Genomic DNA, 17,000 nt, shown 5'->3' with positions numbered 1-17,000 from the left:
GGCGGACCACCCGAGTTCTGGTACCGACAACGTGCCGAGGAGAAGGAAATGACCACACCTGACCAGAAAGCGGACGTAACGGCCGCCATGCACGAAGTACTTTTACGGCAGGCCGGATTCGCACCGGACGAGTTGGTCACGCAGGCTCGTGCCTGGCTCGCGGACGACCGGCTCGACGAGGTCGCCCGCGCGGTGGCATCCACCGCCACGCGGTACGTCCTGCCGCTCACCGAAGGGGATTTGGGCGTGCTCGCGACCGTCTTCGAGACGGAGGGTGCATCGCCGGACGTCCTGCAAGGCATCGAACCCGTGATCGACGATCCGCCGCTGGTGTGGCAGTTCAGCGCCGAGCCACCGGATTCCGGTGGCTCCAACGACGATTCCGTCGTGGCAGCACTGATCGAAGTCCTCAGTGGAGAGCCTGCCGCGCACGGAATGTGGCGTGCATGGCGAATGTCCCCGGATGGCGCGCCGTACCCGCCTCCGCGAGCGGTCTACGTCGTCGAAGCCGACGATGACGACCTGCCCGCGCTCACCGCTCGCCTGCAGCAAGCGCTCATCGCCGCCGGTGAAGCGGCTCCGCAGGTCGAGGTCACCCCGGTCGTCGGCCCGGTGCCCACGTACCAGCGCGCGGCCCGCGCTTACGGTGCGCTCCTGTGGGCTGCTACCGAGACGCCGGAAATCACGGTGGCGCGGGTTTTCGACGCGGTGGACCCGGCTTCCGGTCCGAGCTTCGCCCCGGACCACCCCCGGATGGACAACGAGGCTGAACGCGGCCAGATCCTCGACTACCTACGCGCCGGCGCTGCCCTAATGACCACGACGGCCACCCTGGACGACGTCGTCGACCCCTCCCGCGGCGCGGTCGTCCCCATGAGCCTCCGCACCGACGGCACCTGGATCTGGCCGGACACCATCGCGTACTACCTGGAACACCACCATCTGGCCCCGGACCCCGACCTAGTGGCGCACATCCGCGACGCCGGCCTACTTCCCCCGGAGCTGGACGCGGTAGCGATACATCGCGCAATGGACGTCCTACGCCGGCCCCCGGAGGCGGAACCAGTCTGGACCCGCTGATCCGGATCAGATGAGGCGAAGGACCCCGGTAAAGTCTGTTCGCCGCCCCGTGAAGACGGGCACGGCCGTTGTTGATCAGGTGATGTCAGGACAGCTGATCGCAACGGGTGGCGTCGGGGTCGTTCGCCGCTCCTGCCTCCCAGCGCACCTTGGAGACCGTCATCCCGAACGAACCGTCGGTGTACACCAGCCACGGAGTGTTGATAGCCGCCGGATCCCATTGCTCGGCCCGGTTCTCGACGAAGCAGCGCAGCGGCAGCTTGACTGTCACCGGCTTCCCGGCAGGCAGCCGCTTGAACAGGTTCGTGGCGGTGACCTTTGCGCGGCACGGGGAGGTGCAGTGCACCTCCATCGACACGGTGCTCGACGGCGGTCTGTGCAGTGTCGCGTCGAAGACGATCGCACCGTTGTCGTCGAAGTAGCGTGAGAGGTCTTGGTTGCCGCCTGATCCTGGCTGGCTTTGGAAGTAGACCTGGCCGCTGCCTTGGCCGGACCAGTTCATCTTGAGTCCGCCCATGCCGTCCAGCCGCACCGTGACCGGGCCTTCCTTGGTCTGGGCCCCGTTCGTCCAGATTTCGGTGCCGGTCCGGCCCTGCTCGGAGCCGATGAGTCCGACCCACGGCTTCGCCGCCATGCCGTCGAACACCGGCAACGGCTCACCGGGCTGCGTGCTCCCGGCGATGGGTTCGGGGCCTGGCGTTTCGGCGCTGCTGGCGGTGACGTAGGTGGTGATGGCTGCGACGACGGTGATGACGGTGATGCCCGCGGCGAGGGGGATGAGCCATTTCTTGCGGGTTTTCTTGGGTGGTGTGGTGCTGGGTAGTGCTGGCGGGAACGTTCTGATGGTGGGTGGTGTGGCCGTTGTGGTGATGATTTCGGTTGGGGTTACGGGGATGATTTCGGTTGGGGTTACGCGGTTGTTGCTGGGTTGGGGTTTGGCGGCGCGCGTTGTGGTGGTGGCAGCGCCGAGGGCGACGGTGTGTTTGGGGTGGAGGGCCGCGCGAATGGGTTTGTTGAATTCGTGGCTGAGGGTTTGGTGGATGAGGGGGATTCGGGAGGAACCGCCGGCGAGGAGGATGGCGGAGACGTCGTCGGCGTGGATGCCGGCTGAGGTGATGGTGCGGTGAAGCGCCTCGATGGTGAGTTGCAGCGAGGGGCGGATCATGTTGTTGAGGTCCTGGCGGGAGACGTAGACCTCGTGGTTTCCGGTGGGGAGGGGGATGGTGAGGGTGAGGTCAGGTTCGGCGGAGAGTTGTTCTTTGGCGTGGGTGGTGAGGGTGTGGATGGTGGCGAGGGCGGTGGCGTGGGTGGGATCTTCAGGGTCGAGGGTGCTGATTGCGCCGTCGAGCTTGTCGTCGAGGTGGGCGCGGAGGGTGTCATCGAAGTCGATGCCGCCCATGTGCTCGATGCCTTCGGGGGTGCCGAGGATTTCCATGCCGTGGGGTTGGACACGGAGGATGGTGGTATCGAAGGTGCCGCCGCCGAGGTCGTAGACGGCGATGATTTCGCCGTTGCCGAGTCGGCGCTCGTTGGTGTAGTGGGTGGCGGCGGCTTCGGGTTCGGTGACGAGTTGGTAGTGGGGGATGCCGGCGAGCCGGGGGACCTCGGCGAATTGCTCGCGGCGGTAGGGGCCCCAGATCGCGGGGCAGGTGAGGGTGATGGTGGCGGGTGGTCCGCCGCCATAAGCGGTGCTGATGTGGGTGAGTACGTCGCGCAGTTGGGCGGCCATGAGGGCGGCGGGGGTGTAGGAGGCGCCGCCGAGCATGAGGCGGGTGGGGTCGCCGAGGCGGCGTTTGAAGCCGCGGGCGAGTAGGGCGGGGTTGGTGGTGGCGTTGCGGGAGTTAGCGGCGGCGAGGCCGGTGAGCAGGGTGCCGTCGGGGCCGGGGGTGGCCATCGAGGGGACGACGATGTCGGGGGACAGGGTTGCCATGCGTACCCCGGTGGGGGTTGCTACGGCGGCTGAAGTGAACGAAGTTCCGAGGTCGATGCCCACGCCATACCACACGGCGTCTTTCCTTCCCATTGCCACGCAAGGTGAAGCTGATCACAGCTATTCGGAACCACGCTATCGCCACAGGTCGACGGGTAGCTAGTGCAACCTGTGATGTTGTGCCCCTTTGAACACCGGGGATGGCCCCTTATTACAGGCTCTTCGTACTGATGTGTGGGTGGTAGTTGGCCCGCGAGAAGGGGCACGTCGTTGCTGTGTCTAGGTTTCTGAGCTGTCGAGGAACAGAAACCACAAGCGCTCCGCGGTGCGGAAGATGGCCGAGTTGGACGTCGGCTTCCAGCTTGTGGCCCGACACCTCGACGCCACCGACCGGCCCGCCGAGTTCGACCTCCTCGGCTACAGCTGGCACCTCCTGCCGGAGGTGTTCGCTCCCATCCACACGGCTTCGACCGAGCTGTTCTCCGACTGGCTCCCTTACCCGGCGGGAGGCTCGTTCCTGGAGATCGGGTGCGGGGCGGGCGTTACGGCTGTGCTGGCCGCGCTGCGCGGCTGCGCGCGGGTGGCCGCCGTCGATATCAGCGGACAAGCAGCAGCGAACACCGCGCTCAACGCCACCCGGCACGGCGTCGGTGACCGCGTGTCCGTCCACCAGGGCGACCTGTTCGGCCCGCTCGACCGGGACGATCGCTTCGACGTCATCTTCTGGAACTCCAACGTCATCCCAACGCCCGAGCACTTCGACTACTCGCACGACATCGAGCACGCCATCTTCGACCGCGAGTACCGCGCGCACCGACGCTACCTGGCGGAGGGCATGCAGCGGCTCACGCCCGGTGGGGTGTTGTTGCTGGGCTTCAATAGCCTCGGCGACCGCGTGTGGCTCGACCGAATCGCCGCCGAATTGGGGCTTGAGTTCACCGAATACCGGGGTGAGACCCGCCATTCAGGCCACGTCGCGGTGACGTTCCAGCTGCTCCAGGCGGTCAAGCGTTAGGTGCGGGAGGGGGTGGCCGCGCGCAGCAACGCGAGCGCGACGGCGACACCGCCGAGTCCGTTGCCAACGACGACGTCCGTGGTGCGGTCGAGCAACGGTTCCGCTGGGTCAAAGGCGTGGTGCGCCCAGCGTCGCGCCCTCGACGAACTTGCACGGGAGCAGTTCCTGCGGTGTGGTGCCGTGTTCGAGTACCTCGGTCAGCGCCTGCACCGCCCGGCGCCCCATCTCGCGCCTGGGGATGCGGAAACCGGTAAGCGCCACGTCGTCCGGTGCCGGCCGGGTAGCGGCGCCGAGCGAGAGCACGGCGAGGTCGCCCGGCACGGAGAGCCCGCGCGCGCGTCCGGCGAGCACGATCGCGGCCCCGTCCGACACCTCTTCGGTGAGCACGGCGGTGACGCCCACTTCGCGCAGCTGGTCGAGCCGTGCGGTCTGCACATGCACCCCTTGGACGCCATGTGCGGCAACGGCTTCGTGGAAGCCTTGCAGCCGATCCGCGGACGACTCCGCGCCCGCACCGGGCCCCACGTACGCGAACCCGCGGTGGCCGAGCGCGACCGCGCGGTCCACCAGGTCTCGCACCGCGGTGCGGTAGTCGGCGCCGACGTGCGGCACCGGGCCGCCCGCGTCGTCGCGTCGTCCGATGGAGACGTACGGGATGCCTTCGGCGAGCAGCTGGGCCAGGTCGTCGCGGTCGACCGTGCGACCGAGCAGCAGACTGCCGTCGGCGAGCCGCACCCGGCTGTCGTCGCTGAAGATCCGCCGCCGCGCCCCAGCGGCCTTGGCGCTGGTGAACAGCAACAGGTCACAGCCGACATCCTCGGCCCGTTCCTCGATGCCTTCGAGGAACGGCTGGTAGAAGTTCGCGCGGGTGCTCGGGAACACCGCCTCGTAGGTGAACACGCCGAGGATGCGGTTGCGCCGGTCGTGCAGTCTGCGGGCGATCGGGTTCGCGACGTAGCCGGTCTTCCGAATCACCTCCAGCACCTGCGCACGGGTTTCCGGCGCGATCCGGACGTTGCCGTCCCGCCGGTTGTTGAGCACCAGCGACACCGTGGCCTGGCTGACTCCTGCCATCCTGGCGATGTCCCGCTGGGTGAGCCGTCGGGCCACGAGCACCCCCGCTTGCCAATTCGAATTGGCAGGGATTTTGCGTCGTCGGCCCACGTGTCGTCAAGCACTAATAATTCGAATTATCATCTTGACCTGCGGCTGCCGAGCCGACGACGGTTACCAGGCCACAAGGAGGTAGGCCCGTGACTACGTTCAGCCGTCGCAGCCTGATGACCGGCGCCGCCGCTCTCGGACTGCTCGCCGCATTGCCGGCCCGCGCACTCGCACTGCCCGCGCCGCCGCCCACCACACCGATCCGGCGCCTGTTCGCACCCGAGGAGCAGCGGTTCGCGCCGTACCTCAGAGCGGTCTCGCCGATGGTCGCCGACATGGACTCGAGCGGCTTCTTCGCCGGAGGCTGGTGGCGCAGCCCGGCGGTGTCGTACAACGCCCGCGTCCAGGAGCACGTCTACACGCTCGCCTGGTTCGCCACGCAGTCCCGCACGTGGAACCCGTACCGGGGCAACGCGGATCTGCTCGCCGCGCTCGACGCCGGGCTCGGGCACTACCTGGGGTTGCAGCACGCCGACGGCTCGTGGCCGGAGTACTCGCCGACCGAGCACTCGCTCGCCGCCACCGGCTTCGCGATGGGGTACCTGAGCAAGACCAACGCCCTGCTGCGCAAGGCGAACGTCATGACGCAACGCCAGGCGCAGATCACCTCGGCGCTGAGCAGAGCGATGACGTGGCTCCTCAACCCGGCCAACGGTCGCGTCTGGCAGCCCACGATCCACTACGCGAACCAGGTCACCGCCGGGCTCGCCGGCGCCGCGCTCGCGCTGAACCAGGCCCCCGATCCCTCGCTGCGACAGCGGTTGACCGAGGCGTTCGCGCGCCTTGCCGCGAACGGGCAGAGTCCCGCGGGCTTCTTCTACGAGGAGACCGGCGCGGACACCAACTACAACTTCGAGGTGATGCTGCCGGAGATGGCCGACGCGTGGCGCCAGTCCAACGACGCCAACCTCGTCACGATGACGCGCCGGTACACCGACTGGCTCGGCTACAACCTGCTGCGCGAACCCGACGGCTCCGGCTGGTTCGCCAATGTCGCCCCGAACTCCCGCACCACGTCGCGGTTCTACGCCGACGTGCGGCCGGACCCGGAACGTACCGCGCTGAACAACCAGTTCGTGCCGGTGGTGCCGAACTTGTCCGCGTTCCTGTCCAGCCGCGAAGACCTCGCCGCCGCACGGGCGGCCTGGGCGGCGGACCCGGCACCGGTGCCCGCACTCGTCAAACCCGACACCTCACCGCGCATCCTCAGCCACTCGATCTACGGCGAGCGCTATCCAACCCGTGCCCAGCGCACGGCCGCGATCGCGGAACTTCCATACCGCCGGGCGCACTTCACCGAGATCCGCAGCGACCAGGGGCAGAACTTCCTGTTCCTGCGCAGGCCGCAGTTCTACCTCGGCGGCTACTTCGGCACGAGGCGCGCGACCTCGCTGGCCCGCACCGGTCTGACGTTCCTGTGGCACCCGGTGGCGGGCACGGTCGTCCAGTCGATGAACAACAACGACCACGCCTGCTGGGCGACGGTCTTCCCGGGCCACGTGCCGGACGCGAACGGACCGCAGCAGGCGGAGTTCCTGGGCGGCGAGCCGTACCGGTTCCGCTACCGCACCGCGAGCGGCTCGGTCGTCACCGACGTGACCGTGCAGCCCGACCAGATGACCAGGTCGGTGCGGGCGAACGCACCGGCAACCGAGCAGATCCCGTTGGTGGTGAAGGACTCCGACACCGTCGCACTCGACGCGCGAGGGCTGACGCTCACCCGCGGCCGGGTGGTGCTGCGATTCGACTGGGCACAGCCGCGGCAGCCCGCGATCAGGCCCGCCTCGATCACCTACCCCGGCCGCCGGATGCACATCCTCACCGTGCCGCACGACGGCACGTTCACCGTGACGATCTCAGCTCTTCGTTCATGATCAGGAACGCGCCGAGCCCGTGGAAGTCGTTGTCCATTCGCGGGCGCTCCAGGTAGTACCGGGCATCGCCGACGTTCGTGCCGATCACGACGTCGGAGATCCTGGTCCGGCCGTCCGAGCCGATGGACACCTTCGCCAGTACGCCGCGGTACCCGCGTTGCGCCACCGGCCAGAACGCCGGGCTCACGTAGCCTCGCTCGACCGCCCGCGCGAGGGTGTAGGTGAACATCGCCGAGCACGATGTCTCGGTCCAGTTGCCTGCCAGACCCGGTTTGACGGGCAGCTGGAACCACCGGCCGGTTGCGGGATCCTGCCAGCGCCGGTAGCCGTCCGCGAGGTACCGGACAATCTCGACGAGCGCGGCCCGGTCCGGATGCGTGCGCGGAAGTTCTTCGAGCACGTCGACGGTGGCCATGCCGAACCACCCGACCGCCCGGCACCACACCTCCGGCGAGCGCCCGCTGGTGTCGGCCCACTCGGAGCGGCCGGTCTCGTCATAGGCGTGGCGCAGCAGGGCGTCTTCGTTGCGCAAGTGCTCGAAGTAGGTCAGCAGCTGACGCGGCGGGCCGGTGTGGTCACCTGCGCGAGCCAGGAACGGCTGTGCCATGAAGGCACCGTCCGACCAGAGTTGACCGGTGAACGCGACGTTGTGGATCAGGGCGCCGTCGCTGGTTCGCGGGAAGGTCGCGACCCGCTTGACGATCCTGTTCGCGGCCAGGCGGTAGCGCGAATCGCCGGTGGCCGGCGCGAGGTCGAGGAAGACGTTGCCCACGAGCATGCTGTCGAGGTCGTTGTACGTGTTGCCCGTGCTGCCGTCCGTAGCGACACGCGCCGAACCCCACGCCTTGACATAGTTGAGGTAGCGGGTGTCGTGAGTGCGTTGGTAGACCTGGAAAGCCGCGTGCAGGAACAACGCGTCGGTGTAGCCGAGGCCGAGCGACGTGGCGGGCCGTCGCGCCATCGTCGAGTCCACCACCGCGGTGGACCAGTCGCTTGGACTCGGCGCGGTGGCGCCGTTGTCGACGGACAGTGAGTCGAGGTTCGGCCCGCCTTCGGCCGTGGTCGCGGCGAACGCGGGAGTGGGTGGCGGAAGTAGCAGGAGGAGAGCCAGCACTACGAGCACTACGCGCAGTCTTGACATCATAAGCCCCCAGCGGGTGGTCCAATGAGATCGCTCTCACTCTGGTGCCGCTGGAAAATGCTGGTCAACAAGCTAATCGTCATTATCTGGAACGGCCTGGTAGTAGACGGCCCGTTTGGCGTAGCGGGTCGCGAGATCGCGGAACTGCTCGAGCCCGTCAGTGCACGCATGTGACCACCGATTTGGTTCAGCTGGACTTCGCCGTACGTCAACCTCGCGGCCCGGACGACGCCTCGTCGAGGCTTTGCCGGGACATCCGGATTCTCGATGCTGAACTACTCGCGGTCTGCCCGACGTGTGTCCGGTGTACGGATGGCGTGAGGAGCCGACCGCGATGACAACGACCCTGTTCCGCCGCCCAGGGCGGGAGAAGCCGCCGGAGATGCCGACCGGCGAGCTCGCGTTGGAGGAACCGCCGACGCTGCCGGAAGCCAGCGGCGGCAAGGACATCCTCTCTTCGCTGATGATGATCCCGATGATGCTGGGCACCGGCGTGTTCATGCTCATCTACATGGGCAGGATGAACCCGATGCTCGGCCTCGGGATGTTCGGCCTCATGCTGCTCATGGCCGTCTTCATGGTGTTGATGCAGGTCACCCGCGGGGGTGTGGAGCGCCGTCAGAAGTTGCGCGGCGACCGCAAGGACTACCTCCGCTACCTCGGCCAGGTCCGGAAGCAGGTCCGCACCGCAGCGTCCAGCCAGCGCGCCGCCCTCGCCTGGCGGCATCCGGATCCGGCGGCGCTGTGGTCGGTCGCGATGACCGGCCGCCTGTGGGAGCGCCGCGCGGCGCACGTGGACTTCGCCGAGGTGCGGCTCGGCACCGGCTCGCAGCGGCTGGCGCTGAAGATGACGCCCCCATCCAGCAAGCCCATCCAGGATCTTGAACCCCTCGCGGCCAGATCACTGCGGCGGTTCATCAACGCCTACACCAGCGTCGCCAACCTGCCGACCGCGCTGTTCCTCCGGGGGTTCTTCAAGATCCGGTTCAGCGGGGACGAAGACGCCATCCGAGGCACCGTCCGGTCGATGATCGCCCAGCTCATCACCTTCCATTCGCCGGAAGACCTGCGGGTGGCGGTGTGCGCGAGCCAGGATCGTGCGTCGCTGTGGGAGTGGGTGAAGTGGCTGCCGCACGCGCAGCACCCGCTGGAGCAGGACGACGCCGGGCAGGTGCGGCTCCTCGCCGACGGGGTGGACGCACTGACCGACCTGCTCGACACCGAGCTCGGCGAGCGCGGTCGGTTCGAAGCCGCCGCGTCGCCCAATCGCGACGAGCCCTACGTGGTGATCGTGCTGGACGGCGTCTCCGTTCCCGGTGAGTCGCGGCTGGCAGGCACCGGCTACCGCAACTCGATCGTGCTGGATCTCAGCGATGCCGTCGAAGGCAACGTCGGTACGTCCGCGCTGCGGCTGGACGTGACGAAGGAGCAGGTCGAGATGGTGCGCACCAGCCGCACCGGCAAGGAGATCCGTACCCGGCTGTGCACCCCGGACCTGCTCAGCCTGCCGCGGTCGGCGGCACTCGCGCGGGTCGTCGCGCCGTATCGCCTCGGCGGCACCACCACCGACGTCTCCGAGCCGATGCTGGTCAACTTCGAGCTGCCTCGGCTGCTCGGGGTGTCCGACCTGGACGAATGGCACCCGCAGACGATCGCGCGCAACGGCCTGACCCGCGACCGGCTGCGCATCCCGATCGGCATCGCGGAGGACGGCACCCCGGTCGAGCTGGACATCAAGGAGTCCGCACAGGGCGGGATGGGCCCGCACGGGCTGCTCATCGGCGCCACCGGGTCCGGCAAGTCGGAACTGCTGCGCACCATGGTGCTCGGCATGGCGATGACCCACTCGTCGGAGACCCTCAACTTCGTCCTGGTCGACTTCAAGGGCGGTGCCACGTTCCTGGGGCTGGACGGGCTGCCGCACGTGTCGGCGATGATCACGAACCTGGCCGACGAGGCGCCGCTGGTCACCCGCATGCAGGACGCCCTGCACGGTGAGCTGGTGCGTCGGCAGGAGCTGCTGCGTTCGGCGGGCAACTACGCCTCGCTGCTGGACTACGAGAAGGCGCGGCTGTCGGGCACCCCGCTGGACCCGCTGCCGACGTTGTTCGTCATCGTCGACGAGTTCAGCGAGCTGTTGGCGGCCAACCCGGACTTCGCCGAGTTGTTCGTCATGATCGGCCGGCTGGGCCGCTCACTCGGCGTGCACCTGCTGCTGGCCAGCCAGCGCCTCGACGACGGCCGCATTCACAAGCTGGAAAGCCATTTGTCGTACCGGATCAGCCTGCGCACGTTCTCCGCGATGGAGAGCCGCTCGGTGATCGGTGTTCCCGACGCCTACCAACTGCCCGCCTCTCCCGGTAATGGATACATCCGCACGGACGTGTCCACGCTGATCCGGTTCAAGGCCGCGTACGTGTCCGGCCAGCACCGTCGGCGCACCCGTGAGGAGCGCCAGGAGGAGGTGCGGCGCCAGGTCGTCCCGTTCGGCATGGCCAGACTGGCTCGCGACGAACCGCCCGCTCCGCCGCCGCCTGCCCAGGACGACGAAAAGGACAACAACGACACCGGTGTCGACCGCGCGGCCAGCGGCGAATCGGTGCTGGACGTGGCCGTGGAGAAGCTGATCGACCACGGCCCGCCGGCGCACCAGGTGTGGCTGCCGCCGCTGGAGAACCCGCCGGCGCTGGACCACCTGCTGCCGCCGCTGGTGCCGGATCCGGTGCGCGGGCTCGTCGCGCAGAGCTGGCCGGGGTGCGGTCGCCTTGAGGTTCCGGTCGGCGTGGTCGACAAGCCGTTCGAACAGCTGCGTGACGTGCACCTGGTCGACCTCGCGGGCGCGGGCGGCAACGTCGGTATCGCCGGCGGTCCGCAGTCGGGCAAGAGCACCCTGCTGCGGACTCTGATCACCGCGCTCGCGCTCACCCACTCGCCGTCCGAAATTCAGTTCTACTGCCTGGACTTCGGCGGCGGGACGCTCTCCGCTCTCGAGCGATTGCCGCATGTCGGCGGTATCGCCAGCCGGATGCAGGAGGAGCAGGTCGCCCGCACGATCGCCGAGGTGCAGACGATGCTGACCCACCGCGAGCGGCTGTTCACCGAACATCGGGTGGAAGGCATGGCGTCGTATCGTGCGCGGCGTGCCGCCGGGGAGTTCGCCGACGAGCCGCACGGCGACGTGTTCCTGGTCGTGGACGGCTGGGGCTCGCTGCGAACCGACTACGAACAGCACGACATGACGCTGCGGCAGCTCGCGCAGCGCGGGCTGGCCTACGGCGTGCACCTGATGATCACCGCGAACCGCTGGTCGGACGTGCACAGCGCGTTGCGTGACCAGCTCGGCACCAGGTTGGAGCTGCGGCTCGGTGACTCCATCGACTCCATGATCAACATGCGGGCGGCCGCGTTGGTGCCGCAGATTCCCGGCCGCGGTCTGACGGCCGACCAGCGGCATTTCCTCGGTGGCGTGCCGCGCATCGACGGAATGCCCACCACCGAAGGGCTGGCGGAGGCGACTCGCGACCTGGTGCAGGCGATCCGGGAGACGTGGCGCGGACCCGCCGCGCCTGCCGTGCGGATGTTGCCTTCGGTGGTCCCCGCCGAGGAGCTGCCGGACACGGAGCCGGGGCCGCGTGTCCCGCTCGGTTCCGGGGAGCTCGACCTGCAGCCGGTGTGGCACGACTTCCGCACCAATCCGCACCTCACGGTCGTCGGCGACACCGGCAGCGGGAAGACGGCGGCTCTACGGCTCATCGCGCAGGCCGTCACGCGCGTCAACAGCCCGGACGACGTTCGCATCGTGGTGATCGACCCGCGGCGGACGCTGGTGGAGTCGGTGCCGGAGGAGTACCGCGAAGGGATTGCCGTGGCCAAGCAGGCCGCCGAGGAGCTCGCCCAGAACCTCGCGGCGCGGTTGCGGGAACGGATTCCCGGCGCCGACATCACCCCCGCTCAGCTGCGCAAGCGGGACTGGTGGAGCGGCCCGGAGTACTTCGTCCTCGTCGACGACTACGACCTGCTGACGAGCGGCATGGGCGGGCCGCTGGACCCGATGGTGGAGCTGATCCCACAGGCCGGCGACATCGGCCTGCACCTGGTCGTCTCTCGCGCGGCGGCCGGCGCCGGGCGCACCAGCATGGAGTCCTGCATCCGGCGCATGCAGGAGTCCAACACCCCGGAGCTGACGCTGTCCATGCCGCCGGGGGAGATGCCGCTGCTCAACGGCTCGCGGGGACGGTCGTTGCCGCCGGGACGCGCGGTGCTGGCCACCCGCCGGGAGGGCATCGGGCTGCAGATCGGCTGGACGGAGGTCCCGGAATGAGACGAGTACTGGCCGTCGCCGCAGCGGCGCTGTTCGCGGTGTCGGCAGCTCCGGTCGCGTTCGCGCAAGGGCCGACCGGGCAGTGCACGCCACCGGCGGAGACGACCATTGAGCGCACGTCGTGGGCCCAGGAGCGAATGGCTGCGGACCGGGTGTGGCCGCTGACCAAGGGCTCGGTCACCGTCGCCGTGGTCGACACGGGTGTGAGCGCGGGCGCTCCGGCGTTGAGTGGCGCCGTCGAGCGCGGGACGGACCTGCGCGGCGGGCTCGGCAATGGCGACTGCTTCGGGCGGGGCACGTTCATCGCGGGCTTGATCGCGGCGCGGCAGGGCCGCGGTCCGTTCGTCGGGATCGCGCCAGGGACGTCCATCTACCCGGTGCGGGTCAGCGACGACCCGCCCAAAATCCAGGACCACGCCGCGCTGTCCCGGGACATCGCGGCCGGGATCCGGTCCTCGGTCGACGCCGGTGCCCGGGTGGTCGCCGTGGGACTGGTGTCCACCATCGGCACCGAGGAGCTGAAGGCCGCCGTGGAGTACGCGACGAGCCGGGACGTGGTCGTGCTCGCGGCGGCTGCGGTGCCCAAGAAAGGACAGCTCGCGTTCCCGGCCCGCTATCCCGGCGTGGTCGCCGTGGCGCCGGTAGCCGCGGAGGGTCCGCTGACCGAGCTGCCCTACGGAGCGGCCCCCGACGTGGCAGCGCCCGCGAACGACCTGGTGGGCATCGCCCCAGCAGGTGCGGGTAACCGCGTTGGCTCCGGTATCGAGCTGGCCGTTGGCTACGCCGCGGGCGCCGTCGCCCTGGTCCGCAGCTATCACCGGACGCTGTCCGCGGCGCAGGTCGTGGACCGCCTGCAGAAGACCGCGGACCAACCCGCCGGCCGCTTGCCGAACGAGTACATCGGCTACGGCGTGGTCGACCCGTTCGCCGCGGTCACCACCATCCTCGATACCGACCCCCCGGTGCAGGCGGTCGCCGAACGCCTCTCGGTCCCCCTGCCCGAGCCGCCCGACCCGGAACCGGGCAACCGGGCGCTGTTGTTCGCCGGTCTGGCCGGCGCCGTCGCCCTGCTCATCGCGGGTCCGGCCATCGTCGCCACCAAAGAAAAGCGACGACGGGAGGGCTGATGGCTGCCCGCAGGCACTATGGAGACATCTTGCCCGCGGTTCCGCGAATTCCTACCGGTGAACTGAAAGCATCCGGTGTACGTGCAGTAAAAAGAAACCGCCGACAAGGTTCGCTGGAGGAGGGCTTGGCGGCGGTGGACGGGTAGCTGCTGTTGGGGCGTTACGGCACCGCAAAGGCTCGCGTCCCCAATGACCGGCAGAACCCCGAGAACGCGAAAGATCACCCGGCAAAACGGCCCAGCTAGGCACAACGGGCATCCATCTTGCCCGTTGAGGCAGAGTGCGCGTCCAGGACACCTATCGAGCTTGACTCCGCTGTACGGCACAGCTGAATCTTTGCTGTGTAACCCATGTGGAGCATGGCACGGCAAGTGTCGAGCAAGGAGCGGGTCGTGGAGTCTCTCGCTGACGGCGCTGTCCTGGTCGACCGCGACAACGAAGTGCGGCGTCTCAAGGACGCAGTCCGCCACGTCGTACAGGGACGCGGCGCAGCGGTGTGGATCGACGGTGAGCCGGGCATTGGCAAGTCGGCGCTGCTGGCAGCCGGGCTGGACGGCGTCGAAGAACTCGGCTGCCAGGTGTTCCGGGCAACCGCCGACGAGTTCGCGCGCCGTTGCCCGCTGCTCGTCATGCTCGAATGCCTTGGTATCACGCCGAATTCGCCTGAGCCGGACCGGCGGGCCATCAGCGATCTGCTGTCCAGTGCCGCCGCCGACCCGTCAACGGTTGCCGCCGACCGGTTGTTGGCGCTCATCGAGGGCATGTGCACCACTGCACCGGTAGTACTGGTGATCGACGACATCCAGTGGGCCGACGCGGCCAGCCTTCTCGTCTGGCACCGACTGGGCCGGATGATCGGGCGCCTGCCGTTGTTGCTGATCGCCGCCTGCGGCCCTGCCCCGCACCGGCCCGACCTGGCACTGATTCGTCGCGACCAGACCGCCATGCGAACCTCGGTCATCACGCTGAGCCCCCTCGGTGAAGCGTCGACGGCCGAACTCGCCGGGCAGCTGCTCGACGCCGACTCGGTAGGGCCGACGCTGCGACAGGTTCTGCAGGGTGCTGCCGGAAACCCCTGTTATGTTCACCAGATCGTCAATTCCCTGCAACGTGATGGTTACCTCACTCGTTCGGCGGGGAACGCCGTCGAGCTGACCTCCGAATTGGCGAGGATGCCCGAATCGTTGACGACAGCCATTTCGGCTCGGCTGCGCCATGCCGACGACACCACGTGGGGCGTGTTGCGGATGGCGGCGCTTCTCGGCCCGGCGTTCTCGGTCGCCGATCTGAGCGCGGTGTGCGGCCGCTCGGTGGCCGACTTGGCCGGAGTCGTCGAACAAGCCATCGCCTCCGGCATCCTGGTGGAGTCCGGTGCCCGACTGGAATTCCGGCACACCGTGGTCCGGCAGGCACTGTATGAAGGCATTCCGACCCCGCTTCGACTCGCACTGCACAACCAGGCGGCCCGCGCACTGGGCCCCACCGGCGCCCGGATCGAGTACGTTGCCGGGCACCTGCTCGCTGCTCTCCCCGGCGAGACCGCCGTCGGCCTCGACGACTGGGGCGTCGACTGGCTCGTGCACAATGCCCGCAAGCTGGCCCACCGTGCCTCGGAACTGGCGGTCGACCTGCTCACCTCCGCTTCAGACGCACTGGATCCTGACGACCCGCGCCGCGAACCGTTGCGGATCAGGTTGGCGGAGGCGCTGCTGCTGCTCGGCCGCACGGAGGAAGCCGAGGAACTGGCCGAAGCAATCCTGGCCGACACCCGAGACCCCGAAATCACTGCCGAGATGAGTTGGCTCCTCGCGTGGTCGCTGACCATGTGGGGCAGGCTCGACAAGGCCCGGATCGTGATCGAAAACGCCATCGGCGGCGGAAAGCCAAGCCATGCCGGAAAGGCCGGCAGAACATCCAATATGGATAGTCGCTGGATCGCTCGCCTGCACGGACTGCTCGCCAGAATCACGCTTTCCATCGGCCAGGTCGAGATCGCGGAGGCGGCGGCCCGACGAGCGCTCGACGCGGGACGGGAGCTCGGCGACCGGTTCGCGACCGGTTTGGCACTACACGCGACCGGGGTGATTTCCGCCCAACGATGGGATCTGGCCGGGGCGGCTGCCGAATTCGATCGCGCACTGTCCGAGTTGGGCAACGATCCTGAGTGCACCGATCAACGGCTGCTGATCCTGGCCGACCTGCGCGGCGTGCTCTTCGAACTCGGCAAGGTCGACAAGGCCGAGCAAACCGTGCGGGAAATGCAGGCCATCGTGCAACGTTATGGGACGTCGCCCAGGCGCGGCGCGGCGCGGCTCTGTGCTGCCGAGCATTTCCATGCCACCGGCAGGTGGGACGAAGCGGTCGCCGAACTGGAAGCGGCGATGGAGTGCTACGACCGGATGGCCGCCACGCACCAATCGCGACTGCGTTGCCTGGCAGCGGCCATCGCAAGTCACCGCGACCAACGCGACACTGTGGAAGAACATCTTGCCGCGGTGTCCGAAAGCCCGGACCGCCGCACGGAGTTCGCGCTGCTGGCGCAATCGACGTGGTACGAAAGGGACGGTCGTCAAGATGATGCAGCGGCAGCTCTGGGCGCTGCGCTGGCCCGCGACGAGCACCCCGGTACCCGGCACACCTGGCTTCCGCTGCTGGTCCGACTTGCGCTGGCCCGCGACGACCGCGACACCGCAGTACGGGCTACGGAGGCATGCGAAGCCGATGCCGCCTGCGGGTCAGCGCCGGCCATCGCGGCGGCAGCTCGACATTGCCGAGGGCTGCTGGAGGGCGATCCGGCGTTGATCGACGTCGTCGTCGAGGCTTACCGGCGGATGGAGCAACCTCTGAAACGCGCTCAGGCGCTGGAAGATTCCGCCGTCCTGCACGCCAGACGCGGCGATCTCGGTGCTGCCCGCGCTGCATACGTTGAGGCGACCCGCATCTACACCGATCTGGGCGCCAAGTGGGACCTGCTGCGCGCCGACTCCCGGCTGCGCCCGTACGGGATGCGTCGACTGCGCGCACGCCGCCGAAGTGCGACCACCGGGTGGGAAGCCCTGACGCCAACCGAACTCAGGGTTGCAAGACTCGTCGCGGCAGGCCACGCCAATGCGGACATCGCGGCGATTCTCTTCGCGTCCAGGCGAACCATTGAGGTGCACGTTTCGCGTATCCTAGCCAAGCTTGGGGCGCGCTCTCGGGTCGAGATCGCCATCGAAGCCGCCCGGCAGCCGAGCCTCGACCAACACGTTCCACTGCCAATGCCCGAAAATGACCGCCTCTGCGGCTGAATCAACCCCACGTTCCACCCAAAGGCATTGCAGTTTTTCCAACCTCAGTTTGCGTGGC

The 17,000-nt window shown here is 68.4% G+C and carries 9 protein-coding genes; 6 read left to right on the top strand and 3 right to left on the bottom strand.

Annotated elements, in window-relative coordinates; translation table 11 throughout:
- The first annotated feature begins 48 nt into the window (after positions 1-48).
- Positions 49-1,080 (top strand): hypothetical protein, encoded by a 1,032-nt coding sequence (locus BLW84_RS39905; protein ID WP_093276756.1) that lies wholly within the window; start codon positions 49-51, stop codon positions 1,078-1,080.
- A gap of 85 nt (positions 1,081-1,165) precedes the next feature.
- On the opposite strand, the gene BLW84_RS39900 is transcribed toward BLW84_RS39905, so the two are convergent.
- Entirely contained in the window at positions 1,166-3,010 is a 1,845-nt protein-coding gene (locus BLW84_RS39900) for an Hsp70 family protein (protein WP_245761713.1), read from the bottom strand.
- Between the two features lie 334 nt (positions 3,011-3,344).
- Here BLW84_RS39900 and BLW84_RS39895 point away from each other — a divergent pair, with 334 nt between their 5' ends.
- Complete coding sequence (locus tag BLW84_RS39895) at positions 3,345-4,025, top strand: methyltransferase domain-containing protein (RefSeq protein WP_093276768.1); 681 nt, start codon at positions 3,345-3,347, stop codon at positions 4,023-4,025.
- Between the two features lie 108 nt (positions 4,026-4,133).
- On the opposite strand, the gene BLW84_RS39890 is transcribed toward BLW84_RS39895, so the two are convergent.
- The gene (locus BLW84_RS39890) at positions 4,134-5,135 is read right to left on the bottom strand and encodes a LacI family DNA-binding transcriptional regulator (RefSeq protein ID WP_245761712.1); all 1,002 of its coding nucleotides are present in this window, start codon (positions 5,133-5,135) and stop codon (positions 4,134-4,136) included.
- 143 nt (positions 5,136-5,278) lie between these two features.
- On the opposite strand from BLW84_RS39890, the gene BLW84_RS39885 reads away from it, so the two are divergent.
- A complete protein-coding gene (locus BLW84_RS39885; RefSeq protein WP_093276751.1) occupies positions 5,279-7,063 on the top strand; it encodes a hypothetical protein in 1,785 nt (594 codons plus the stop codon).
- Here the strand turns inward: BLW84_RS39885 and BLW84_RS39880 are convergent.
- On the bottom strand, positions 7,032-8,186 hold the full coding sequence (locus BLW84_RS39880) for a glycoside hydrolase family 88/105 protein (protein ID WP_218157656.1): 1,155 nt from the start codon (positions 8,184-8,186) through the stop codon (positions 7,032-7,034). The two genes, BLW84_RS39885 and BLW84_RS39880, sit on opposite strands and share 32 nt — an antisense overlap.
- A gap of 352 nt (positions 8,187-8,538) precedes the next feature.
- On the opposite strand from BLW84_RS39880, the gene eccCa reads away from it, so the two are divergent.
- From eccCa to BLW84_RS39865, 3 genes are all read left to right on the top strand, one after another.
- Complete coding sequence (gene eccCa, locus BLW84_RS39875; protein ID WP_218157655.1) at positions 8,539-12,525, top strand: type VII secretion protein EccCa; 3,987 nt, start codon at positions 8,539-8,541, stop codon at positions 12,523-12,525.
- A complete protein-coding gene (locus BLW84_RS39870; RefSeq protein ID WP_093276749.1) occupies positions 12,522-13,652 on the top strand; it encodes a S8 family serine peptidase in 1,131 nt (376 codons plus the stop codon). The genes eccCa and BLW84_RS39870 overlap by 4 nt, the downstream gene beginning before the upstream one ends.
- Positions 13,653-14,044: 392 nt before the next feature.
- A complete protein-coding gene (locus BLW84_RS39865) occupies positions 14,045-16,942 on the top strand; it encodes an ATP-binding protein (RefSeq protein WP_245761711.1) in 2,898 nt (965 codons plus the stop codon).
- Positions 16,943-17,000 lie beyond the last annotated feature (58 nt).

It is taken from the genome of Saccharopolyspora shandongensis (assembly GCF_900106995.1).
GTDB classification, from domain to species: domain Bacteria; phylum Actinomycetota; class Actinomycetes; order Mycobacteriales; family Pseudonocardiaceae; genus Saccharopolyspora; species Saccharopolyspora shandongensis.
This window is presented reverse-complemented; position numbering and strand designations above follow the sequence as displayed.